The sequence below is a fragment of the Gordonia sp. VNK1 genome, assembly GCF_040049135.1.
Lineage (GTDB): Bacteria > Actinomycetota > Actinomycetes > Mycobacteriales > Mycobacteriaceae > Gordonia > Gordonia oleivorans.
In genome coordinates this window covers 25,165-47,401 of the sequence record NZ_JBDZDJ010000016.1, presented here as the reverse complement: position 1 = coordinate 47,401, position 22,237 = coordinate 25,165, and the positions used below count along the sequence as shown (strand labels likewise).

The window sequence follows — 22,237 nt, the reverse complement described above, 5'->3', positions numbered from 1 at the left end:
ACGGTACGCGGCACCCCTACGGCGGCGAGAGGCGCCGTATCATCTTCGACACCGGTATCCGTCCGGGACCCTTCTCGACCGCCACGCCGCGACCTGCGAGGACTGCGATGAACCGGATCACGGTGCGTGTCATCCGATCGGCGGTCGCCGGTGCGATCCTCGCCATGGGCATCGGTCTGGGTGCGTTCAACCCGTGGTGGGCCGCTCTCGTCGTCGGCGTTCCCCTCGTGATCGCCGGGGTGGCCCTCATCCCGCGCGCCACCCGGACATCCGAACTGCCACTGTTCCGACGAGGCGTCACCAAGGACGCCGTACCCATCGAGGTCTCGGCACTGACCCGCAGCACCCTCGCCGCCGGCGACGACCAGCCCACGCTGGTGACCGCACACATCACGCCGCGCCACGACACCGCATACGACGCCCGCTGGATCTCGGCGATGTCGCGCGCGCATTTCGACGCGGTCGCCGCCGACCCGACGACGACGCTGCCACCCGAGCAGTTGCCGAACCGCAGCGGTGCGACCCCGGGCTTCGCGTCGTCACCCGGCACCCGCGCCCTCCTCTACCCGGCGGTGGCCGCGACCATCGGCGCCGCGGTGCTGTTCGGCATCCCGACCGCGGTCTGGGATGTCGACGCCCCGATCGGATCACCGGGATCGCTGTTGCGCCTCGGCGACGAGACGACCCTGGATCAGCGCCGCGACCGCTTGCTGTCGGCCGTCGCCGCGTCCGGACCGGCGGCGTCGACCAACATCTTGTCGCTGACCTTCGCCGACGGCTCGGATCGGGCCGAGATCTACGACCCGGGCACCGGTGAATCCGTCGGATTGTGGGTCGACGGCGACACGGTGCGGCAGAGCCGTTCGACCACGACCCTGCGCAGCGGCAGCACCTTCGACGCGACCGAGGTCGCCGCGACGAACATGACCGCGATCGCCGACGAGATGGAGCGTCGCACCGAGGCGTTCGCCGGCTCGGTGGACTTCTCCGATCTGCGGGTGGCCCGACCGAGACCCGACGACGGCGTGCTGCTCACCGGTACCTTCGAGAATCCCGAGCAGATCACCGATGACCACGTCATCGAGGCCACGCCGCAGGGCAACGTCGCGTCGTATTTCGAGCCGGGCGACTTCACCCACGCGTTTTCGGTGTTGCGTGCCGCCCTCGCCGATGCCGGGATCCCGACCGATGGGCCGGTGTTCACGAGGTGGGAGATCCGCGGCATCGCCGACAACACGCCGATCATGTACGCCGGGCAGATTCAGAACAGCGGCGGCGCGCTGGCCGAGTTCGCCACCGGCACCACCGACGGGCAGGTGTCGGCGGTACCCGGGCGATTCCCCGAATTGACCACGCGCCCTTCGGATTACCGGCCTCCGGGGTTCGCGATGGACGACGTGACCGCGGCGACCTTCGACTCCGTGCGGCGCCAGGCCATGGTCCGCGGCCGGGTCGAACCGGTCGACCGCAACGCCCTCGACATCCAGGCCACCACCGACTTCCGCTCCGACGGGGTGCCGGTGATCCTGGTCGCGATGGGCGATTCCGACGGATCCGAGGGCACCTACACCCTGCGCGGCGAGTTCCTCCGCGCCGGGTATCACTGACCGTGCGACGCCGGCGGCGCCGTCGCCGTCACCCCCGCGGTGGCATCGAGTTCGGCGACGGCGGCCTGCGGCGGGTGCAGGCTCCCACGATCGATCAGGTCACCGACGATGGTGCGGACGCGGGTGTAGGCATCCTGCGCGTCCTCGGTGTTCTCGCCCCGGGCGTGCCGGTACAGGCGCAGCGCGGTGGTCATGTCGTCCTGGTCGGCGGCCCGCAGATACCTCGTCCCGATGCGCCGGCCGTCGCGTTCACAGGTGACCCAGGCGCGACGCAGGCTTTCCACCGCCCGCTGGTAGGCACCCGCGCGGTCGCGTGACCCCGGATACCGTTCGGTGCGCAGCGCATCCGCGTTCTCCAGCGCGAGTTGGAAGTTCTGCACCTGATCCAGGGTGACGTCGGTGACGGCGGGATAGGCGAGCATCATCGCGGGGTCGGTCTCGTAGTTCCCGTAGGCACGGAGCACGTCGTCGTGTCGCCGGGTGGTCTCCTCCCACAGTCGCCGGGCCGCGTCCTCGCTCCCGGCGTCGACGATCCGTGGCCCGGAGATCACCTCGGAATCCGACGGGCTCACCGGCGAGGCCGATTCGGCCGGCGTGAGGCCCCCGTCGGCCATCCGCGACGGGGTTCCGGGCGCCGCCACCCGGAGACGTTCGACGGCGCGGGCGGCCGCCGGGTCACTGTCGGCGACCACCACACTCCACCGCTCGATATCCTCGTGGCCATCCCCGTCGGCGTCGATGCCGGTAGTGAAGATCATTGTCAGGTAACGCATTCCACCGATCAGCAGGTTGCGGCCGCCGATCTCGGTGCGAGTGGCCACCGGCCCGAGCGTCGCCGACACCAGCTGCGACAGTCCACGGCTGGTGACACCGTGCTCCTCGGTTCCGAAGTACACGCTGTCACCGTCGACGCTGAGCAGCACCGCGCCGCGGGGCAGCATCCGGCTCAGCGCGGTCGCGGCCAGCGACACCACCACCAGGCCCGCGGTCACCCCCGCGGTCACGAGGCCCGACGCACCGAGAGCGGGCATCATCACCAACGCCACCAGACCCGCGACGAGCGAGGCCGCGGCACCATAGGAGCAGACCTGATGCACCCCGCGGACGTACTCGGTTCGAGCGGTCACCGACACCATCCTCGCCACCTCCCACCGTGTTCGACCGCCGTCACTGGACTACCGTGTGTCCCGTGAGCACCGAGGACCCGAACGCGCCCATCGATCGGACTCCACCCACCCTAAATTCGGACACGTCGCAGCGAAACCCCACGCATGGTTCGCGAGTGGTCGGCGCGACGCTGACGATGGCGGCGATTCTCGCTATCACGGTGGCCGCGGTGTCGATCGCCATCGCCGTGGGACCGGATGCCGGCGAGGAACCGGCGGCACCGACACCCCCGCCCGCCGGCTCGTCCTACAGCTCGGTGTCGGTGACCGGGAGACCGATTCCCGGCGGCGGTCCGTTGACCGTCGCGTTCCCCGACACCGGCCGGATCGCGCTCGGCGCCGGATGCAACCGACACATCGGTGCCGTCGACTTCGGCCCGGATTCGGTGACCATCGGTCAACTCGCGTCGACGATGATGGCCTGCCCGCCACCCCGAGACGGCGCCGACGCCTGGCTCTCGGACTTCGCCCGCGGCCCGCTGACCTGGCGGCGTGACGAGACCACCCTGACGCTGTCCGGCCCCGACTCCACCGTGGTCCTCACCGAGACAACACCCAACTGACACCACCCACCTGACACCACGCGCCTGAACCGACCCACACGCCGACCCGACCGAACCACCGACAACCCGCTGGCCATCACTTTCCACCAGAGAAGGACTTCATCATGGCTGAACTCTCCCCCGCCGTCGTCACCGTCACCGGCGCGGCCGGCAGCATCGGCTACGCGTCGCTGTTCCGGATCGCCGCCGGAGCGATGCTCGGACACGACCGCCCCGTCCGGCTGCGTCTGCTCGAACTCCCGCAGGCCGTCACCGCCGCCGAGGGCACCGCGATGGAACTCGAGGACGGCGCCTTCCCGTTGTTGCAGTCGGTCGACATCTTCGACGACGCGCGATCGGCCTTCGACGGCGCACAGTTCGGGCTGCTCATCGGCGCCAAGCCACGCTCGAAGGGCATGGAGCGAGCCGATCTCCTGGCCGCGAACTCGGCGATCTTCGCCGAGCAGGGCAAGGTGATCAATGAGGTTGCAGCACAAGACATCCGCATCATCGTCGTCGGAAATCCGGCCAACACCAACGCCGCCGTCGCCGCGGCGCACGCCCCGGATGTCCCCGCCGAACGGTTCACCGCCCTGACCCGACTGGACCACAACCGTGCCATCGCCCAACTCGCGCGGCACACCGGTGCCCCGGTGCGTGAGATCAGCCGGGTCTCGATCTGGGGCAATCACTCCGCCACCCAGTACCCCGACATCTTCCATGCCCAGGTGGGTGACGTGTCGGGTGCACAGGTCGCCGAGGACGAACGGTGGCTGGTCGACGAGTTCATCCCGACCGTCGCCAAACGCGGTACCGCCATCATCGAGGCGCGGGGTGCGTCGTCGGCGGCCTCGGCCGCCAACGCCACCATCGATCACGTCCACGACTGGGTCCTGGGAACACCGGACGGCGACTGGACATCGGCCGCGCTGCCGTCCACGGGCGCCTACGGCATCCCGGAGGGCATCGTGAGTTCGGTTCCGGTGCGGGCGGTCGACGGTCGGTGGGAAGTGGTGGAAGGGTTGGAGATCAACGACTTCTCTCGTGCCCGGATCGACGCCTCGGTGGCCGAGTTGCAGTCCGAGCTCGACGCGGTGGCCGCGCTGTCGTCGTAGCCGTGGCCACACCCGTCCGAGTGTGACGGGCACGTCGCGCCGTCCCGCACCCACAGAACCCGCGCGCGGCTTATCCTGTCCCCCATGGCAAAGAAGGAGAAGTCGGACAAGACGAAGATCTCCAACAAGGTCTATGAGGCCGAGTTGTTCCGCCTGCAGACCGAGTTGGTGAAGCTCCAGGAGTGGGTCCGCGAGTCCGGCTCGCGCGTGGTGGTCATCTTCGAGGGCCGCGACGCGGCGGGTAAGGGTGGCACCATCAAGCGCATCACCGAGTATCTGAGTCCCCGCGTGGCGCGGGTGGCGGCGCTGCCCGCGCCCACCGATCGGGAACGGGGACAGTGGTACTACCAGCGATACGTGGCCCACCTCCCGGCCCCCGGTGAGATCGTCCTGTTCGATCGGTCCTGGTACAACCGCGCCGGCGTCGAGAAGGTGATGGGGTTCTGCACCCCGGAGGAGCACACCCGGTTCCTGCGCCAGACCCCGATCTTCGAGCAGATGCTGATCGACGACGGAATCCTGTTGCGCAAGTACTGGTTCTCGGTATCCGACGAGGAGCAGTTGCGTCGATTCCGCGGCCGGATGAACGACCCGGTACGGCAGTGGAAGCTGAGTCCGATGGATCTCGAATCGGTCTACCGGTGGGAGGACTACTCGCGGGCCAAGGACGAGATGATGGTCCACACCGACACCTCGATGAGCCCCTGGTACGTGGTCGAGTCCGACGTCAAGAAACACGCACGGCTGAACATGATGTCGCATCTGCTCTCGACCATCGACTATCACGAGGTTCCGCTGCCCAAGGTGTCGCTACCCAAGAAACCGATCGAGACCGGCAATTATCACCGGCCACCGCGATCGCTGTCGAAGTACGTGCCCAACCATGTCTCGACTCTGATGGGCGATGTCTGAGCCGAGAATGTGGATCGGGTTCGCGGAGTTCGACTATCTCCTCGGCGACGTCGGCTCTCTCAAGCACAAACGGTCGGTGATCCGACCCATCATCGCCGAGATCCGGCAGCGCTTCTCGGTGTCGGTCGCCGAGGTGGATCATCGAGATGTCCATCGCCGCACCGTGATCGGCGTGTCGGTGGTGTCCGGCGACCACGCACACGCGGTGGAAGTCCTCGCGGCGGTGGAGCGTTATGCGGCCGCGCGACCCGACGTCCAGTTGCTGTCGGCGCGCATCCGGGTGATCCGCTCCGACGACGTCGAGTGACCCGCCGAATGCCGCTACGTGCGGTTCAGTCGGGCGAGCGCTCGAGGATTCCGGCCTCGACGGCGACCTCCCGATACGCCCGCGCGAGCGAGTCGACGGTTTCGTGGGCGTTGAGTCCGCTCGGATTGGGAACCACCCAGACCGCAGCTCCGTCCCAGTCCGACGGTTGTCTGCCGAGCCGCGCATGTCGGTCACCGAAGGCGTCGCGGTATGCGGTGATGCCGGCGACGGCCACCACCCGGGGCCGGATGCGACGCACCCGATCCCGCAGCGCCGCACCGCCGCTGCGGAGTTCGGCGCGCGTCAACTCCGCGGCGGTGGCGGTCGCCCGCGCCACGACGTTCGTGATACCGATACCGCGGCCGAGCAGCTGCGCCGCGTCGTCGGGGCTCATACCGTCGGACGCGTCGATGACGTGGTCGACGATCCCCGCCCGGGCCAGTGCCGGGAAGAAGCGGTTACCGGGCCGCGCGAAATGCGCACCGGTCGCCGCACTCCAGAGCCCGGGGTTGATCCCGACGAACAGCAACCGGCAGCCCGGGCCGATCAGGTCGTCGATCTCGACACCGCGGTAGGCGAGCAATTCGGATCTGGTGTAGCCCACACACCGACGGTAGCCGGGTGCTTGGATGACAGCATGGTCGCCGACCCAAATGCCGCTCGCCGGGTGCTCGTCGTGGACGCCGCCAATGTGGTGGGGTCGGTGCCCGACGGCTGGTGGCGGGATCGGCGCGGTGCCACCGAGCGTCTGCGCGACGCGCTGGAACCGGTGGCCGTGACCGGACTCGCAGGACTGGCGGGCCCACTCCACGTCGTGCTGGTGGCCGAGGGCCGCGCACGAGGCGTCCACCCGACCGAGGGCGTGGAGGTGATCGATGCGTCGGGATCCGGTGACGACGCCATCGTCGACGTGGTGCGTGGCAATCCCGACGCGGCCGTCACCGTTGTCACCGCGGATCGCGAATTACGCAGGCGAGTAGGCGAATTGGGAGCCTCGGTCCTCGGTCCCTCGGCGGTGCCCCGCTGAAATCGGACACATCGGCCCACGGCGGATGTCTACAGTGGGAAGCACGCCACACACGGACGACCGACGAAGGACGGACACGACATGGCCCGATACGAACTCCCCACCCTCGCGACGCTGCGCGAACTCGGCACGGACCGAGACCATGCGATCACCATCTACGCGGAGACATCCCCGGCGCCCGACGGTCGTGACGGCAGCTATCTGACGGCGAAAAGTGCGTTCGATCGCGCGGTCCGGACACTGCGCGACGACGGAATTCGCCATGCCGCCGAGGAATCCCTGCGTGACCAGTGGGAGAAGGTGCGTACCGATGAGGCGTGGTCGCGACTTTCCCGGTCGGTGGCGATCTTCCTCACACCCGACACCTGGGAGTTGTTCGTCCTGCCCAATCATCTCGAGAACCAGATGCAGGTGGGCTCCCGCTTCGACCTCGGTCAACTGGTCCGCGCGGTGGTGTCGCCGCAGTCGGCTTACGCGCTGACCCTCTCGGCCAACGGGTGGAACCTGTGGGAGGCCACCGCCACCACGGTCGCCACCGAAATGGAACTGACCGGCGACTACGGTACCGACGCCGCCGACGCCACTCATCGCGCCACGATTCGCGACCGTGGACACGTGCGTCGCCTGGTCGGCGACGAGGGCAAGAAGGTGTTACTCGATCAGTATGCGCGGCGGGTCGCCGACGCCGTGAAAACCGAACTCGCCCAGCGGGATCCCGGACGCACCCAGCCGCTGTTCCTCTTCGCGACCGACCCGTTGCTCGATCTGTATCGCAACGCCGAGAGCGCGCGGAATGTGATCGCCGTTCCCGGTGCACCCGACGAACTCCGCGCCGATCAGGTCGACACGGCGATCCGCGCACAGCTACCCGATCTCAACGCGGCCACGAACAATGCACTGCTCGAACGGATCTCGGACGGCACGTCGGCTGGTCTGGTGGCCACCGACCTCGACGACATCAGCCGGGCCGCGTCGAACGGCGCCGTGGCCACCCTCGTCTACGACTTCACCGTCGACGTGCTCGGCTCCGTCGATCCCACCACCGGCGCCCTCACGCGTGCGGAGAACGGATACGACGTGCTGTCCTCCATCGTGATCACCGTCCTCGATCGCGGAGGTGAGGTCGTCGCCGTGCGCGACGCGGAGATCACGAACTCCCTGTGGAACGGCGTCGCCGTTGCCGCGCTCCGTTATCCGCTCTCCTGAGAGGAATTCGATGGCGTCCACCGTCGCTGACAATCTGGTCGAGACCATCAAGGGCTCCGGGGTGACTCGGGTCTACGGAATCCCCGGCGACTCGCTCAACGGTTTCACCGACGCGCTGCGCCGTGACGGCTCGATCGACTGGGTCCACGTCCGCCACGAGGGGGCGGCCGCTTTCGCGGCCTCCGCCGATGCCGCGCTCACCGGTGAGCTCGCGGTCTGCGCCGGCAGTTGCGGGCCGGGCAATCTCCACCTGATCAACGGACTCTACGACGCGCACCGGTCGCGAGTACCGGTGCTCGCGATCGCCGCGCACATCCCGGCACCGGAGATCGGCAGCGGCTACTTCCAGGAAACCCACCCGGAGCGACTGTTCGCCGAATGCAGTTCGTTCTGTGAGATGGTGTCGACGCCCGAGCAGATGCCTCGACTGCTCGACATCGCGTTGCGCACCGCCGTCGAGACCCGCGGTGTCGCCGTGCTGATCGTGCCAGGCGAGATCTTTCTGGCCAAGTCGTCAGGACGCCGGTCCGGTTCCCCGATCCGCGCCATTCCCACCGTTGTCACCCCACCCGAGAACGAACTACGCAGGGTCGCAGGACTTCTCGATCAATCCGAGCGGGTGACGATCCTCGCCGGCGCCGGGGTGGCGGGGGCCCACACCGCTCTGCTGGATTTTGCCCGGACCCTGCAGGCGCCGATCGTGCATGCGTTGCGCGGCAAGGAGTTCGTCGAGTACGACAATCCCTTCGACGTCGGGATGACCGGGTTGCTCGGCTTCTCCTCGGGGTACCGTGCGATCGAGCGATGCGACACCCTGGTGATGCTGGGCACCGACTTCCCCTATCAGCAGTTCTATCCGTCCGAGGCCACCATCATCCAGCTCGATGTGCGGGGTGAGAAGATCGGCCGACGGACCCCCGTCGACGTCCCTCTCGTCGGCACCGTCGCCGACACACTGCCCGCGTTGACTGCCCTGTTGAGCGGCGCCCGATCGTCCGACCACCTGCAGGCGGCACGCGATCACTACCGCAAAACCCGTGCAGCACTGGATGACCTGGCCGTCGATGATGGCAAGACACCGATCCACCCGCAGTACCTGACCACGTTGCTCAGCCGCCACGCGGCGAACGATGCGGTGTTCATCCCCGACGTCGGGTCACCGGTGGTCTGGGCGGCGCGCTACCTGCAGATGAACGGTTCGCGTCGGCTGATCGGTTCGTTCACGCACGGTTCGATGGCCAACGCCCTCTCGCAGGCCATCGGTGCCCAGGCCGCGTTCCCGGGGCGGCAGGTGATCGCGCTCGCCGGCGACGGCGGCCTGACCATGCTCTTGGGCGAGTTGATCACCCTGACCCAGAACCGGTTGCCGGTCAAGGTCGTCGTCTTCGACAACTCGTCACTGAACTTCGTCGAGGTCGAGATGAAGGCCGCCGGATTCGTCAACTACGGAACCGATTTGGAGAACCCGGATTTCGCTGCGATGGCGACATCGATGGGAATCTTCGGACGACGGGTCGAGCAACCCGGCGATCTCGAGGCCGCCGTCGAGGAGTTCCTCGCCCACGACGGACCGGCCGTACTGAACGTGGCCACCGCGCGTCAGGAACTGTCGATTCCGCCGACGGTCACCGCGGCCCAGGCGAAGGGATTCACTCTGTATGCCATCCGTACCGTGCTGTCCGGCCGGGGCGACGAACTCGTCGACCTCGCCGAAACCAACCTGTTCCGGCGGCTATTCGACTGACGGCGCTATTTCGGCACCTTCGACAGATCGCTCTGGACCAGCATGACGTTGTAGTCGCTCCACCGGGATGCGTTGAAGTACAGTTCTTTTCCCGTACCCTTCAAGGCCGGCGATTGGGGCAGCATCATCGGCCCATACAGCACCACCGCGCCCGGCTCCACCAGGGTGAAGGCCGAACTCCATGGCCCTTCGGGCTTGTCGGCGGTGCGAATCCGAATGCCGTTGTCCCCGTCGAGCATGATGTATTTGTTCAGGTAGGGACTCCACGACACCGAGACCTCGGTGACCGGCGGCGGCACGATCTGCGACGTGCCTTCGGGGATCTCGCGGATCGTGTCCACCCATACGTCGCCAGTGCCCGTCCAGTACTGATACTTGTCCAGGTCGAGAATGTCGTCGGGATGGAACCGTGCCAGGAACGCGGCGCCGAAACGGCCGTTCGGCGTGCCCAATTGGTACACCCATTCGCTGTCGGCTCCATGGCCGCGGAAGTATGCGTTCTGCTGGAACTTGCCGTTGTTGGTATCCAGTGGCCGCCAGCCTTCAGGCAACTCGAAGTCGACCGGCGCGTTGATCAGGATGGTGTCCGTGTCGGTGGTCCACGTCTGACCGTTGTCATCGGAGTAGGCGATCGCCGAGAAGTTGGTCACCCAATTCCCGGCCGAGCCCCACGACCGCACCGACATGTAGTTCATGTACTGCCGGAAACCGGGGCCATCGGGTCTCGGCAGCGAGATGGCCGCGGTGGGGATCGTGGTCACCTCGACGCCCTGGAAGCCGACTGCCGAGATCAGCTGCTGGGCGTAGGTCGGCCGGTCGGCGGTCACCACACTGCCCGACGTCGTGGAAGTCGGGTCCGCGTCGGGCACAGTGATCCCGTCCGTCAGGTTCTTGTCGTCGGTGCGCAGCAACACATTGTGCCGCCACTGCTGACCGCTGACCGAGCAGTCGCCGAACGTGTCGCCGAAGGCCATCAGGGTCTGTCCGTAGCCGTTGTCCCAGCTGACCCCGAGATCGGTGCCCGAAATCGTGAAGCGGCTGAATGTCAGGTTCGGACTGCGGGGGCCGGTGACCCAGGCAACGGTGCGTGAGACATTTGTGGCATATATCGGCAACGCACCCTGCGGACCGGTGCTGGGATTCGACGAACTCCCCGACCCCAGGCCCCCCAGTGAACCCAGGTCCAACGATCCACTGGATCCACTCGACCCGGAGGACGCGTTGCCACACGGGGATGCAGCGGCGGTCCCGGTGCCCAGCAGTGACGCGCCGACCATCGTGGCGGACACGGTCAGCGCACACGCCATCACCCGAGTGGGCCTGATCCGCCGTCGAGTCATCCGGTGTCGTCTCCCAGCCCCGACACAGCGGTAGGCCGTGACGGAAGTGATTGATGTTACTGGTGTGACATCAGATCAGATGGAGAACACCAGCCCCGGTCGACGCGGTCACGATTGTGTCTCAGCTTGGAACCAGCTGTGACGGTGCTGCTCACTCGGCCCGCGAGAACTCCGACGCCCGGGCCACCTGTTCGGCCGTCAACGCGACCCCGGTGTACTTCTCGAATTGGGCCGCGGCCTGCAGCGCGATCACCTCGGCACCGGTGATCACTGCCTTGCCGGCTGCGCGTGCGGCGGCGATCAGCGGAGTCTCGGACGGAAAGGCCACCACGTCGAAGACAACCCGCGCGGCTTCGATGACGTCGCCGTCGAAGGCTTGCACCTCCGCGTCGGCACCCCGCATACCCAGTGGCGTGACGTTGACGACGATGTCGGGTCCGGCGACTGGTGCCGGGATGTACCGGTAGCCGTACTTGTCCGCGAGGGCACTGCCTGCGACCTCGTTGCGGGCGGCGACGGTGACATCGGCGAATCCGGCGTTGCGGAATGCTCCGGTCACTGCTTTGGCCATGCCACCGGAACCCTGAACCAGAACCGATGCGTCGGAATCGAGTTCGTGGTCCACGATGAGCGCGGCAATCGCCTCCACATCGGTGTTCGACGCCGACAGGCGCCCGCCGTCGTTGACGATCGTGTTGACCGACTCGATGACCGATGCCGATTCCGCGATGTCGTCGACGAGCGGGATCACGGCCTCTTTGAACGGCATCGACACCGAACACCCGCGGATGCCCAACGCGCGGACCCCGGTGATCGCGCCGGCGATGTCGTCGGTGGTGAACGCCTTGTAGATGTAGTTCAGCCCCAACTCGTCGTACAGGTAGTTGTGGAACCGGGTGCCGATGTTGGACGGCCGCCCGGCCAGGGAGATGCACAGCGTCATGTCCTTGTTCAGGATTGGCACCGACTCAGGCTATCCCAGGAGCGCCGGCGGAAGTCGTGTCCGCCGGGCCGAGCTTGTCCGCCGGGCCGAGCTTGTCGAGGTCGAGGTCCCGTCCCGGTGGTCGAGCCGACCCATTCCGGTGGTCGAGCCGACCGGAGCGCCAGCCGCCGCGTTGAGCCCCGTCGAAACGGAGGTCGTGTCGAGGCCTCGTAAGGCAAGGCTGGAACTCCCCACGGCCACAACATTTCTGTGGCCGTGCGGCCCGGCCAGTACCGGAGGGCGCGCTGGTTCAGGAGGTGTCGAGCCGGTAGTGGAGCCGGGCGGCCAGGACACGTTCGATCCGGCTGTTACGAGGATTCATGCCGATGGCGGCCAGCTCATCAAGCTCACGTTCGATGTTGACGCGGCTGATACGGAATCCGCCATCACGGATGCGACGTTCGCGTGCTTGTTCTTCGGTGGTCTTGTCGCGGAGGCTGATGCGGGTGTGTGAGGCACGTTCGAGCCCGGCAGCGGTGGCAGGGTCGGCAGGATCGCCGGTGATCGGAACACCGTCCCCGTCGAAGACGACCAGGTCGATGTCCCCGGTGTCGGTGACACCAGGTTCGTCGGGCTGCGCATCGCCCGTGGCGTCGGGCCCATCCCACTGGTCGGGCGGTCGAGGCTCGACGGGATCGGATTGAGCTGCGCCCGACTCATGTTCGTCGACACCTGGGTCAGGCTGCTCAGCGACGCCGGACTCGTGATCGGCGTCCTGGTCGACGCTGTCTGCGATATCGATGCTGTCGTCGTTGGTCGAGGAGTCGGCGTCCGGAGCCTGATCGTCCCTCGAAACCCCACGATCGGAAGGGGTTTCGGCCTCGACGGTCGGTGCCGCGTCCTGGTGATCGCTGTCAGAGTTGGGAGCGGCCGGTTCGTCGATGTGGTTGTCGACCGACTCGGACTCACCCTCCACGTCAGCGACTTCGACATCCACCGCTTCGGCAACGGCGGTGTCGGCATCGAGCACATCGGCGTCACTCACCTCGCTGTGTGCGGGTTCGCTTGCGCCGGCACCACTGTCGGTATCGGTGTCACTGTCGGTATCGGTGCCGCTGCTGCTGTGGTCACGGTGGATCTGATCGCGGATCTGGTCGAGCTTCTGCTCGTAGAGGGCGGTGATATCGGGGCGGTCGTTGACGATCTTCGGGTTTTCCGGCATGCCAGGTGCGGCGTTGAGTTGCCACCAACACCGACCGGCGAGCGGGCCGTCTTCGTAGATGCCGGTGGTGTACTGCCCGGGGTTGGGGCCGACCATCCGGTTGTGCGGCCCGCACGCCGGCGCCAAATCGGAGATGTCGGTTTTCCCGCCATCGGCCCAGTCCTCTTTGGCGTGATGCATCTCCGAATGCGAGGCGGGTTGCCCGCAGCCGGGGAAGGAGCACACTTCGCCACCGGTGCGGGAGAACGACGCGATCCGCTGCTCGGTCGACGCCAGGCGGCGGGACCGTCCGAGATACAGGGGCAGGTCGATGGCGTCGGAGAACACCGCCAGGAACTGCTGCACATCGGTGGGATCTTCGATGTCTCCCAACGCACTGAGCAAATCCGGAATGGGAATGGTCGAACCTGAAGCGGTGGTGGCGTATCCGGCGCCGGCCAGTAGATCCGTCACGAACGCTTTCGCGATCAACGCGACCGGCAGGCCTCGGTGGGTTTTGCCGAGGACGCCTTCTTTCATCGCCGACACCAACAACACGTGCATCGCATCAAGATTGCGTTGGGCTTGGCTGCGGTCGTCGCGTTTGACCGCGGCCGCGAGTTGGTCGGGGTCGGCGTCACCAATAGCACCGGTCGGAGATTCCGGATCGTGAAGATTATTCATTCCAGGTTTGGCCCACGCATCCAACATGGTGTCCCACAGAGCCCGGGTCACCGGCGGCAGGTGCCCGTTGAGTTTCGCCATCCCATCGACCCGGGACTGGTTGATCCACAGATTACGGCGCTGTTGGCGTTCCTTCTCCTCCACCAACTGCCCGTCAGGGTCGAGGTGCGCCAAGATCCGGGCACCCATCTTGGTGATGTCGGCGGGGATGTGTTCGGTGGCTTTCTCACCCAAAGTGGCTTCGGCTGCGGCCTTCTTGTCATGCGGGACGGCGCCCGGGATCTTGTCCAGGGCTTCCAACGCCGCCGACAGGTGGGTGTGACCGATCAAGCCCTGCTCATACGCGGTCGACAGGGTCGGGTATTTCGGTTCTTCGGGTTGTCCGGTCAGTCCGTGGAAGCGGGCGGTGGCTTTCATGTGCGCGATGCGCATGGTGGGTTGCGCGATCCGCAGATCGAAGTTCAGAAAGTTCGACAGGCTGACTTTGCCGACCTTGCGGTGCACACTGCGATCAGAGATTTCCAGGATCGCCCGGTCACCTTGGAAGTGGGTGCGCATGGCGATCTGTTCGGACAGTTTCGCTGCTTCGATGACTTCGGTGTCCGAGCAGGCGGTCATCGGAGTCTGGGCCAACTCGTCGAGCAACGCGTTGATCTGGTGCATCAGCTGCAGTGGTTGCGACATGGGAGTGTCGGTGGTGTCTGCCATGCTGATGTCACCTCCCCCGAGAAGGCCGTTGTGGCGTATGTGTTCTATTATAGCCACTTTTTACAAGACTCGCAAGTGTTTTCTATCCACAGGATGTGCATAGGTCAGTGTGGTTGGGGTGGTTGGGTTTTCGCGTCGGCTTGCGTGGTCTCGACACGGGCTCCGCTAGCGCTCCGCCCGGCTCGACCAACGAATTAGGGGCACGACCGACCGGATTGGGACACGACCGACCGGAGTGGGGGCGCTCGACCAGCGGGATTGGGGCACGACCAGCTGGATGTGGGTCTCGCTATCGCGCCGGCAAGCCCGACCGGCCGGCGACCGCCAACGCGGGCTATCGTCGGCCGGCTTGCCCGCCCGTCGGCGGGTCAGCGCGACCGGAGGAGCGGGAGGACGTGGTCACGCAGCAGCGGCGCGAGCGGTGTCTCGCGGTCGACGGGATCGACGGTCAGCCAACGCACTTCGGCGATCTCGGCACCCGGCTCAGCGTCCGGGATCGCCGGATGGGAGAAGAGACTCGCGCGCACCGCGTAGCCTGCCTCGTTGGCAGCGGCAGCGGTGAACTCGCCGAGTGCGGTGAGTTCCTCGGCGTCGAGCCAGACCCCGATCTCCTCACCGCACTCGCGGACGGCGGTCTGCCGAGGCGTTTCGCCTGGTTCCGGTTTGCCGCCGGGCAGCATGAACAATGTGCTGCCCGCCTTGCGCACCGTCAGCAACGCGCCTGCGGCGTCACGGAGCACCACGGCACTGACGACGATCACCTGGTCGTCGTCAACCGGCTCGGCGGGCATCAGATCAACGGCCGAAACCGGCGTCGCGCAACGCCTGTGCCATCGAACCGTTCGGTGCGGACTCGCGCCGACGATCGTTGCCGCCCTGTCCCCCACGTCCGGACTTGCCGCGCCCGTTGCCGTTTCGCTGATCGCGCCGATTCTGCTGTCGCTCACCGGCAGCCTGATTGCCGGACTGCTTGTCGCGGGACTGCGGCGCACCACCGCGACGCGCCTCGCCCTTACCCCCAGACGGACGCGCATCGTCGTTGAGTCGCAGACTCAGCCCGATTCGTTGCCGCTCGACATCGACGTCGACGACCTTGACGCGCACCACCTGGCCCGACTTCACCACCTCATGCGGATCCGAGACAAATCGGTCGGCCATCGCGGACACGTGCACGAGCCCATCCTGATGCACACCCACATCCACGAAGGCACCGAAGGCGGCGACATTGGTGACGACACCCTCGAGCACCATCCCGGGCTTGAGATCGGCGACCTTCTCGACGCCGTCGGCGAACGTCGCGGTGGTGAAGGCGGGACGCGGATCGCGACCGGGCTTCTCGAGTTCGGCGAGGATGTCGGTCACCGTCGGCACGCCGAAGCGATCGTCGGCGAAGTCGACCGGACGCAGGCCACGCAGCGTCCGCTCGTTCCCGATGAGTTCGGTCAGCGTGACCCCGGAGCGGTCGAGGATGCGGCGCACCACCGGGTATGCCTCGGGATGCACACCCGAGGTGTCCAGCGGGTCGTCTCCCCCGCGGATTCGCAGGAACCCGGCGCACTGTTCGAATGCCTTGGGACCCAACCGCGGAACGTTCAGAAGGGCTTTGCGGTTGCGGAACGCGCCGACGCTGTCCCGGTGGGCGACGATGGCCTCGGCGAGAGTGGTGGTCACCCCCGAGACCCGCGACAGCAGCGGAACCGACGCGGTGTTGAGGTCGACACCGACGGCATTCACCGCATCCTCGACCACTGCGTCGAGGCTGCGGGCCAGGGTGCCCGGGGTGATGTCGTGCTGGTACTGGCCGACGCCGATCGACTTCGGCTCGATCTTGACCAATTCGGCCAGGGGATCCTGCAGTCGCCGGGCGATCGAGACGGCACCGCGGAGTGACACGTCGAGCGCCGGCAGTTCGCGGGAGGCGTACTCCGAAGCCGAATAGACCGATGCGCCGGCCTCACTGACCATCGCCCTGGTGGGCGCAGCTGCGCCTGAGCGCTTGATGTCGGCGATGAGTTCGGTTGCCAGAGCGTCGGTTTCGCGGGACGCGGTGCCGTTGCCGATGGCGATCAGATCGACACCGTGACGCGCGACGAGCGCCCCGAGCGTCGCCTTGGCCTGATCCCACTGCTTCTGCGGCTGATGCGGGTAGATCGCGCAGGTGTCGAGGACCTTCCCCGTCGAATCGACCACGGCGACCTTGACTCCGGTGCGGAAACCCGGGTCCAGGCCCAGGGTGGCGCGCTCGCCGGCCGGCGCGGCCAGCAGCAGGTCTTTGAGGTTGGTGGCGAAGACCGCGACCGCGGCCTCCTCGGCCCGTTGCCGCAGACGCACCCGCGCGTCGACGGCGGTGGACACCATCAGTTTGGTCCGCCAGGCCCAGCGCACGGTCTGCGTCAGCCACGGCGTCCCCGGTCCGGGGTGGGAGGTGTCGACACCCAGTGTCGCGGCAACCATCGCCTGATAGGCGTCGTCCTCGCCGCCGTCGAAATCGAGTGAGAGCACCTCCTCCTTCTCACCGCGCAGCACCGCCAGCACGCGGTGCGACGGCATCGTGTCCAGCGGCTCGGAGAAGTCGAAGTAGTCTCGGAACTTCTGTCCCGCAGGCGACGTGGCGGCCTGATCGGATCGCGGGGTGGTCCGCAGCGCCCCGTCGGCCCAGAACTTCTCGCGCACCGCGCCCACCAACTCTGCGTCCTCGGACGCGCGCTCGATCAGGATGTGACGAGCACCCTCGAGTGCGGCGGCAGCATCGGCGACGTCGTCGGAGAGGAAGGCGGTCGCAGCCTCGTCCGGGACGAGCGCGGGATCGGCGAGCAGCCGGTCGGCCAGCGGTTCCAGACCCGCCTCGCGGGCGATCTGAGCCTTGGTGCGCCGCTTGGGTTTGTACGGAAGATAGATGTCCTCGACGCGGGACTTGGTGTCGGCGGCCACCAAGGCGGCGCGGAGCGCGTCGGTGAGTTTGCCCTGTTCCTCGATCGACGACAGAACGGCCGCCCGGCGCTCGTCGAGTTCGCGGAGATACCGCAGCCGCTCGTCGAGGGTGCGCAACTGCGCGTCATCGAGGCTTCCGGTCACCTCCTTGCGATAGCGCGCGATGAACGGGACGGTCGACCCGTCATCGAGCAACCGCACGGCCGCGGCCACCTGGTTCTCGCCGACCGCCAACTCCTCGGCCAGACGCGCGTTGACTGTTTTCACTCCGGGTACTGCTGGTGCGCTCGAACTCACCCGCAGCACCCTACCGAAGACCACCGACAGGCTCGGCGCCCGGCGAGGTGTGTCGGGTTCTCGGGGTCCCCGCCAGAGACTCGAGATCCGCACCGGGGACTCGAGGTCTCACAGACCGTCACCACCCAGCGCCGCCCGGAACTCCGGAGAGGAGTAGAAAGGCGCGAACTGACGTCGCAGCAGCGGTTCGAGCATGTCCTGCTCGTCCAGGCGGGCCAGAACCACCGGCCCGAACCGCAGTCCCTCCTCGATCAGATCTGCCCGACCGATCCCCAGGTCGGCCAGCAGGTCGGTGAGCGCTACCTCGCCGTACTTGTCGAAGACGTGATCGATGCCCTCGTCGAGCAGGGACCGGAAATAGTCGGTGTCACGGAACGACTTCCAGAACTCGAACGCCACCACCACCAAATCCTCGACATCGCCGGGTTCGAGCACATCACGGAAACGGCCGATCACCTCATCCGAGCGCTGCCGCCAGACATCCCGCGCCGCGGCACCGAGCACGTCGTCCCCATCGCGTTCGGCCATCATCGCCAGACGACGCACACCGATCCGGGCCACTCGCTCCACGCCCGATTCGAGCACCGGAACCGCCGGTGCGGTCACTCGGGTGACGGCACGGATCACCGCCGCACGCACCCCGTCGGTCTCGCCGCCCGCCCGTCGTTCCTCGATCGCGGCATCGACGGTCTGCGTCACGAGCTCCACGCAGGCGTCCATCGCGGCCGGACTCTCGATGATCTGGGTGGCCACACGCCGGACGAGCCCGGTGTCGGTGATCGCGGTGATCAGTGCGTCGAATTCGGCGGGGTCCGCGATGTCGGCGAGTCGGTACTCGTCGTTGGCCCGGTGCCGGTAGATGCGTCCGCCGATCTCGCCGACCAGCTCCGGGATGGACCCCTCCACCGGCATCTGCACCGTGTACTTGTGCGCGACGAGTTTGATGAGCTCGCGGGTGACCACATTGTCGAGGGTCAGTGTCGCCGCGTCGTCGAGGAATGCGTCGACGACCTCCACCACGAGGCTCCCGTACTCGGCGGGCGTCAGCAATTGGCGTCGGGTGAAGGCGATCTGGGCGTCGAGGAGTCGTTGCGCCACGTCATCGCTCATGGGAATCAGGGTGTCACATCCGTCGGTCTGTCGCGATTGCCCACACGCCACCACACGTGCGGCATACCATTTCCACGCAGGGTCGGCACTTGATCACGGAGGTGTTCGGAGTGGGATTTCTGATCGGCTTCTCCCCGTGGATTGTGTACTGGATTCTGGTGGGCAACATGCCGTTTCGGGGAGCTGTGCTGATCGCCCTGGGACTCTCGGCACTTGCCGTGGTGATCAACCGGGTGCTCCGTCGCCCGTGGCATTCCCTCGAGGTGGGTGCGGTCGCGGTGTTCGTCGTACTCTCGGCACTGTCGTTCTCGGTCAGCGACGCCTTCCTGGAACGCTGGCTGCAGCCACTCGGGAATGCCGGAATCTTCCTCGTCGCCCTGGCCGGTCTGCTCGTCGGGCGACCATTCGTCCGCGAGTACGCAACCGCATCGGTCGATTCGGCGACGGCGGCCACCGACGGCTTCCGCGTCATCACCACCGCCATGACCTGGATGTGGACCGCGGTGTTCGGCCTGATGACCGTTGTCTCGCTCATCCCGCCGATCGTGCAGGGCGACGCCACCATTCGCGACGGCGGATCGACACTGTCGATCATCTGTTACTGGGTCCTTCCGTTCACGCTGATGGGGATCGCCGGTACCGCGTCCGGGGTGTTCCCGGCGTGGTTCGACAAGAAGTCGGCACAGATGGCGCGCCGGGACGCGTCGCTGGCGCCGGGAAGCCCGGTGCCCCAGCCACCGGCGCAGGCGGCATCGATCGACCCGCGCCTCGGGGTGGATGTCCCCGAGGACTCCCGCCACGACGAACCATTGACCATTACCCTCGAATCCACCGGCGAGACCGTCGATCTCACCACGACGACCACCGACCTGTACGGCGGGCTGTGGCGCTGGAACACACATGTGAGTGGTTCGGCCGAGATCACGAACGTCCCGATCTGGGCGATGGAGTTCGACGGACCCGCCGATCACGCCGACCTCTTCATCCCGCCGATCGAACCGTGGCTCCTCCGGGTGGAAGCCCGGGCCGGAGATCACCGCACCGCGGTGACGTGCCGACGGCACCCGGTCGCGGCCGGCGTCGAGATCACCGATGTCGTGGTGGACGGGCGGCCTGGGCTACTCGCCTCACCGGCGTCCGCGACCGGGCCGGCAGTGGTGTGTTTCGGCGGCTCGGAGGGCGGGGTGGACTCCCAGCGTGCGATGATCGGCGCCCTGGCTTCCCGCGGTCACACCGCACTCGCGTACGGCTGGCTCGACGACGACCCCGAGGCCGCCCCGGTCAGCGAGATCCCGCTCGAGCGATTCGCCTCGGCGATCTCGTGGCTGAGCGCTCGCAGTGGTTCATCGGTGGCGGCGGTGGGCCTGTCCCGGGGAGCGGAAGGGCTGACCGCGACCCTCTCCCGCCGCCCGGATCTCGATGTGTCCCAAGTGATCCTGCTGAGTCCCAGCAGTGTCGTCTGGCAGGCCATCGGCCCCGACGGGGAGATACCCGGCACGTCGTCGTGGACCCTCGACGCCCGGCCATGCCCATTTGCCGCGGTGCCCACCGGCGCACTGATGCCACAACTGGTGGGCAATGCGTGGCGATTGTCGCGCGACGTCGGCGCCCAGCGACCGACCGTACTTCGACTGCACCCCGCCTACGACGAGGGGCTGCGCAGAGGCATCGACCCCGAGGCCCAGCCGGCATCCGAGCGGATCGTCGGCCCCATGCTGTGCATCAGCGGCTCCGACGATGCGCTCTGGCCGTCCGAACACATGGCCGATGCCCTCCTCGGCCGACGAAACAATCCCTCGGACAAGCACATCCGGTATGAGGGCGCCGGCCACTTCCTTCGCCCGGGACTATTCCCGACGACCGTGCAGTTGGCCGGCGGGATCGACTTGGGCGGGCGTGCGGCAGAGCACGCCTCGGCATGCCTCGCCCTCACCGACGACATCGTCACATTCATTGCCGGGTGACGCGCGTTCGGTGACCGCGTGACCGCGGACCGTCGGTGTCACACGACGTGTAACACGACAATCGTCAGCGCGATGAAGAGGGGGAACGACCACGAGCACGCGTCACCACCACTCGAGAGGACCGATCTATCTCAGCCCCTACGGCACCGCCGGGATCTACTGCTTCACCATCTCGGGCAACCGGTCGGTGACCTACCTACAGCGCGGACCGTTCGGCGATTGGCATTACATGTACCCCTTCGCGCCGAACGCGTACTACATGGAGCTCATCGCGAGCTACCCACCGTCGACGACGAAGCCGTTGCCGCGCTGACGAATTCGCATCGCACCGCGAAACCCTGAGATCAACTCTTCGGCGTCCAGCCCAGTGCCGGCCCCAATCGCTGCGCCATGTCGGTGATGATCTGCGCGTAGTCCTCGGCGGCGAAGCTGAAGGGTAGGGCGAACGCCACCTCGTCGGCGCGCCGAAAACCGGCGTGCGCGTGCAGGATCTGGGCGATCTCCTCGCTGGGCCCGACGAAGTCGGGGGCGAACATCATGCCGCGGGGTCCCTGTGGGGTGAGTGTGCGTTCGAATCGTGATGCGGCGTAGGCCCGGTACCGATCGATCTGATCGGGTGAGGCGGAGTCCGTGGGGATCACCACGAGCCCCTGCGAGACGCGGGCCGCGGCCGGATTCGGATGATGGGCGAGGTAGGCGTCGATGTGCTCGGCCTGAATCGTCGCGAAATCGCGCGACTCGGTGCCCTCGATCGACACCACCGACGACGTCAGGTAGTTCAGTCCCTGCTGCCCGGTCCAGATCGCCGAATCCCGACCACCGCCGTACCAGACCCGATCGGCGAGCCCCGGCGAGTGGGGCTGGACGCGGCGGGAGAACGATTCGATTCCGACGAGCCCTTCGAAGTCGCTGACCGGCTCCCCGCGCAGGCACGTCAGCAGCCGCTGCACACGGTTCTTGGAGAAGTCCTCGATGTCGAAGGTGTCGGGGTACAGGGCCGCCTTGACGTCGTCGTATCGCATCGGCGTCCCCACCGACACACCCGGATTGATGCGTCCACCGGACAGGAGGTCGACGGTGGCGAGATCCTCGGCCAACCGCAGCGGATTCTCCCAGCCGAGTGGGGTGACGGCGGTACCCAACTCGATGCGACGGGTCCGCACGGCCGCTGCCGCCATCATCGCCACCGGCGAGGAGATCCCGTACTGCAGGTGCCGGTGACGTAACCACACGCTGTCGAATCCGAGGTCCTCTGCGCGTTCGATCACCGACAGTGTCTCGAGATGACCCTCTCGGGGGCGGTCGGGATCGAACGATCCGATGGTGAGGAAGCCGAGCTTGCGCAACGGCCGATCCGGGGTGGGCATGACTACGGGTTCCTCTCGTACCGGCGCGGCGTCGTCCCCAACAGTCTCACACCATCGATACGACTCGGTTGCGCCGTCGCCGATTGT

At 67.0% G+C, this 22,237-nt stretch carries 18 protein-coding genes; 9 read left to right on the top strand and 9 right to left on the bottom strand.

Annotated features, from left to right (window positions below):
• Positions 1-107 precede the first annotated feature (107 nt).
• Entirely contained in the window at positions 108-1,607 is a 1,500-nt protein-coding gene (locus ABLE94_RS18350) for a hypothetical protein (protein WP_348805899.1), read from the top strand.
• On the opposite strand, the gene ABLE94_RS18345 is transcribed toward ABLE94_RS18350, so the two are convergent.
• A complete protein-coding gene (locus ABLE94_RS18345) occupies positions 1,601-2,743 on the bottom strand; it encodes a hypothetical protein (RefSeq protein ID WP_348805900.1) in 1,143 nt (380 codons plus the stop codon). The genes ABLE94_RS18350 and ABLE94_RS18345 overlap by 7 nt on opposite strands.
• Positions 2,744-2,796: 53 nt before the next feature.
• Between ABLE94_RS18345 and ABLE94_RS18340 the strand changes: the two genes are divergently transcribed.
• The 4 genes from ABLE94_RS18340 (at position 2,797) to ABLE94_RS18325 (ending at position 5,649) form a co-directional block, all read left to right on the top strand.
• Positions 2,797-3,336 carry an META domain-containing protein gene (locus ABLE94_RS18340; RefSeq protein ID WP_348805901.1) on the top strand — a complete coding sequence of 180 codons (540 nt, stop codon included), beginning with the start codon at positions 2,797-2,799 and terminating at the stop codon, positions 3,334-3,336.
• A 104-nt stretch (positions 3,337-3,440) separates the two neighbouring features.
• On the top strand, positions 3,441-4,430 hold the full coding sequence (locus tag ABLE94_RS18335) for a malate dehydrogenase (protein ID WP_348805902.1): 990 nt from the start codon (positions 3,441-3,443) through the stop codon (positions 4,428-4,430).
• Positions 4,431-4,514: 84 nt separating this feature from the next.
• Positions 4,515-5,342 carry a polyphosphate kinase 2 gene (ppk2, locus tag ABLE94_RS18330; protein ID WP_348805903.1) on the top strand — a complete coding sequence of 276 codons (828 nt, stop codon included), beginning with the start codon at positions 4,515-4,517 and terminating at the stop codon, positions 5,340-5,342.
• Positions 5,343-5,349: 7 nt separating this feature from the next.
• Positions 5,350-5,649, top strand: coding sequence for a DUF503 domain-containing protein (locus ABLE94_RS18325; protein WP_348805953.1), 300 nt, complete (start codon positions 5,350-5,352; stop codon positions 5,647-5,649).
• 25 nt (positions 5,650-5,674) lie between these two features.
• Here the strand turns inward: ABLE94_RS18325 and mug are convergent, their stop codons facing one another.
• Positions 5,675-6,253, bottom strand: a complete 579-nt coding sequence (mug, locus tag ABLE94_RS18320) for a G/U mismatch-specific DNA glycosylase (RefSeq protein ID WP_348805904.1) — start codon at positions 6,251-6,253, stop codon at positions 5,675-5,677.
• Between the two features lie 33 nt (positions 6,254-6,286).
• On the opposite strand from mug, the gene ABLE94_RS18315 reads away from it, so the two are divergent.
• The 3 genes from ABLE94_RS18315 to poxB all read left to right on the top strand — a co-directional run bounded on the left by ABLE94_RS18315 (position 6,287) and on the right by poxB (position 9,626).
• Positions 6,287-6,676, top strand: coding sequence for a hypothetical protein (locus ABLE94_RS18315; protein WP_348805905.1), 390 nt, complete (start codon positions 6,287-6,289; stop codon positions 6,674-6,676).
• Between the two features lie 81 nt (positions 6,677-6,757).
• Positions 6,758-7,882, top strand: coding sequence for a baeRF11 domain-containing protein (locus ABLE94_RS18310; protein ID WP_348805906.1), 1,125 nt, complete (start codon positions 6,758-6,760; stop codon positions 7,880-7,882).
• Between the two features lie 10 nt (positions 7,883-7,892).
• Positions 7,893-9,626, top strand: coding sequence for a ubiquinone-dependent pyruvate dehydrogenase (gene poxB, locus ABLE94_RS18305; protein WP_348805907.1), 1,734 nt, complete (start codon positions 7,893-7,895; stop codon positions 9,624-9,626).
• Positions 9,627-9,631: 5 nt separating this feature from the next.
• Here poxB and ABLE94_RS18300 read toward each other — a convergent pair whose 3' ends face one another.
• From ABLE94_RS18300 to ABLE94_RS18275, 6 genes are all read right to left on the bottom strand, one after another.
• Positions 9,632-10,966: a glycoside hydrolase family 183 protein gene (locus ABLE94_RS18300; protein ID WP_425476240.1), complete on the bottom strand. Its 1,335-nt coding sequence runs from the start codon at positions 10,964-10,966 to the stop codon at positions 9,632-9,634.
• Between the two features lie 151 nt (positions 10,967-11,117).
• Positions 11,118-11,930 (bottom strand): shikimate 5-dehydrogenase, encoded by an 813-nt coding sequence (locus tag ABLE94_RS18295; protein WP_348805909.1) that lies wholly within the window; start codon positions 11,928-11,930, stop codon positions 11,118-11,120.
• 268 nt (positions 11,931-12,198) lie between these two features.
• Entirely contained in the window at positions 12,199-14,481 is a 2,283-nt protein-coding gene (locus ABLE94_RS18290; protein WP_348805910.1) for an HNH endonuclease signature motif containing protein, read from the bottom strand.
• A gap of 368 nt (positions 14,482-14,849) precedes the next feature.
• Entirely contained in the window at positions 14,850-15,272 is a 423-nt protein-coding gene (locus ABLE94_RS18285; protein WP_348805911.1) for an NUDIX hydrolase, read from the bottom strand.
• A 4-nt stretch (positions 15,273-15,276) separates the two neighbouring features.
• The gene (locus ABLE94_RS18280) at positions 15,277-17,718 is read right to left on the bottom strand and encodes a Tex family protein (protein ID WP_348805954.1); all 2,442 of its coding nucleotides are present in this window, start codon (positions 17,716-17,718) and stop codon (positions 15,277-15,279) included.
• A 99-nt stretch (positions 17,719-17,817) separates the two neighbouring features.
• Positions 17,818-18,819: a hypothetical protein gene (locus ABLE94_RS18275; protein WP_348805912.1), complete on the bottom strand. Its 1,002-nt coding sequence runs from the start codon at positions 18,817-18,819 to the stop codon at positions 17,818-17,820.
• 110 nt (positions 18,820-18,929) lie between these two features.
• Between ABLE94_RS18275 and ABLE94_RS18270 the strand changes: the two genes are divergently transcribed.
• Positions 18,930-20,783 carry an acyl-CoA thioester hydrolase/BAAT C-terminal domain-containing protein gene (locus ABLE94_RS18270; protein ID WP_348805913.1) on the top strand — a complete coding sequence of 618 codons (1,854 nt, stop codon included), beginning with the start codon at positions 18,930-18,932 and terminating at the stop codon, positions 20,781-20,783.
• A gap of 344 nt (positions 20,784-21,127) precedes the next feature.
• Here the strand turns inward: ABLE94_RS18270 and ABLE94_RS18265 are convergent, their stop codons facing one another.
• The gene (locus ABLE94_RS18265) at positions 21,128-22,150 is read right to left on the bottom strand and encodes an LLM class flavin-dependent oxidoreductase (RefSeq protein ID WP_348805914.1); all 1,023 of its coding nucleotides are present in this window, start codon (positions 22,148-22,150) and stop codon (positions 21,128-21,130) included.
• Between the last annotated feature and the right edge of the window lie 87 nt (positions 22,151-22,237).

Excerpts from the sequence above, each read along its gene's own strand:
- ABLE94_RS18275 (WP_348805912.1), bottom strand. The coding sequence starts at position 18,819 with ATGAGCGATGACGTGGCGCAACGACTCCTCGACGCCCAGATCGCCTTC.
- ABLE94_RS18325 (WP_348805953.1), top strand. The coding sequence starts at position 5,350 with ATGTGGATCGGGTTCGCGGAGTTCGACTATCTCCTCGGCGACGTCGGC.
- ABLE94_RS18315 (WP_348805905.1), top strand. The coding sequence starts at position 6,287 with ATGGTCGCCGACCCAAATGCCGCTCGCCGGGTGCTCGTCGTGGACGCC.
- ppk2 (WP_348805903.1), top strand. The coding sequence starts at position 4,515 with ATGGCAAAGAAGGAGAAGTCGGACAAGACGAAGATCTCCAACAAGGTC.
- ABLE94_RS18345 (WP_348805900.1), bottom strand. The coding sequence starts at position 2,743 with ATGGTGTCGGTGACCGCTCGAACCGAGTACGTCCGCGGGGTGCATCAG.
- ABLE94_RS18350 (WP_348805899.1), top strand. The coding sequence starts at position 108 with ATGAACCGGATCACGGTGCGTGTCATCCGATCGGCGGTCGCCGGTGCG.
- ABLE94_RS18335 (WP_348805902.1), top strand. The coding sequence starts at position 3,441 with ATGGCTGAACTCTCCCCCGCCGTCGTCACCGTCACCGGCGCGGCCGGC.
- poxB (WP_348805907.1), top strand. The coding sequence starts at position 7,893 with ATGGCGTCCACCGTCGCTGACAATCTGGTCGAGACCATCAAGGGCTCC.
- ABLE94_RS18300 (WP_425476240.1), bottom strand. The coding sequence starts at position 10,966 with ATGACTCGACGGCGGATCAGGCCCACTCGGGTGATGGCGTGTGCGCTG.
- ABLE94_RS18265 (WP_348805914.1), bottom strand. The coding sequence starts at position 22,150 with ATGCCCACCCCGGATCGGCCGTTGCGCAAGCTCGGCTTCCTCACCATC.
- ABLE94_RS18310 (WP_348805906.1), top strand. The coding sequence starts at position 6,758 with ATGGCCCGATACGAACTCCCCACCCTCGCGACGCTGCGCGAACTCGGC.
- ABLE94_RS18285 (WP_348805911.1), bottom strand. The coding sequence starts at position 15,272 with ATGCCCGCCGAGCCGGTTGACGACGACCAGGTGATCGTCGTCAGTGCC.
- ABLE94_RS18290 (WP_348805910.1), bottom strand. The coding sequence starts at position 14,481 with ATGGCAGACACCACCGACACTCCCATGTCGCAACCACTGCAGCTGATG.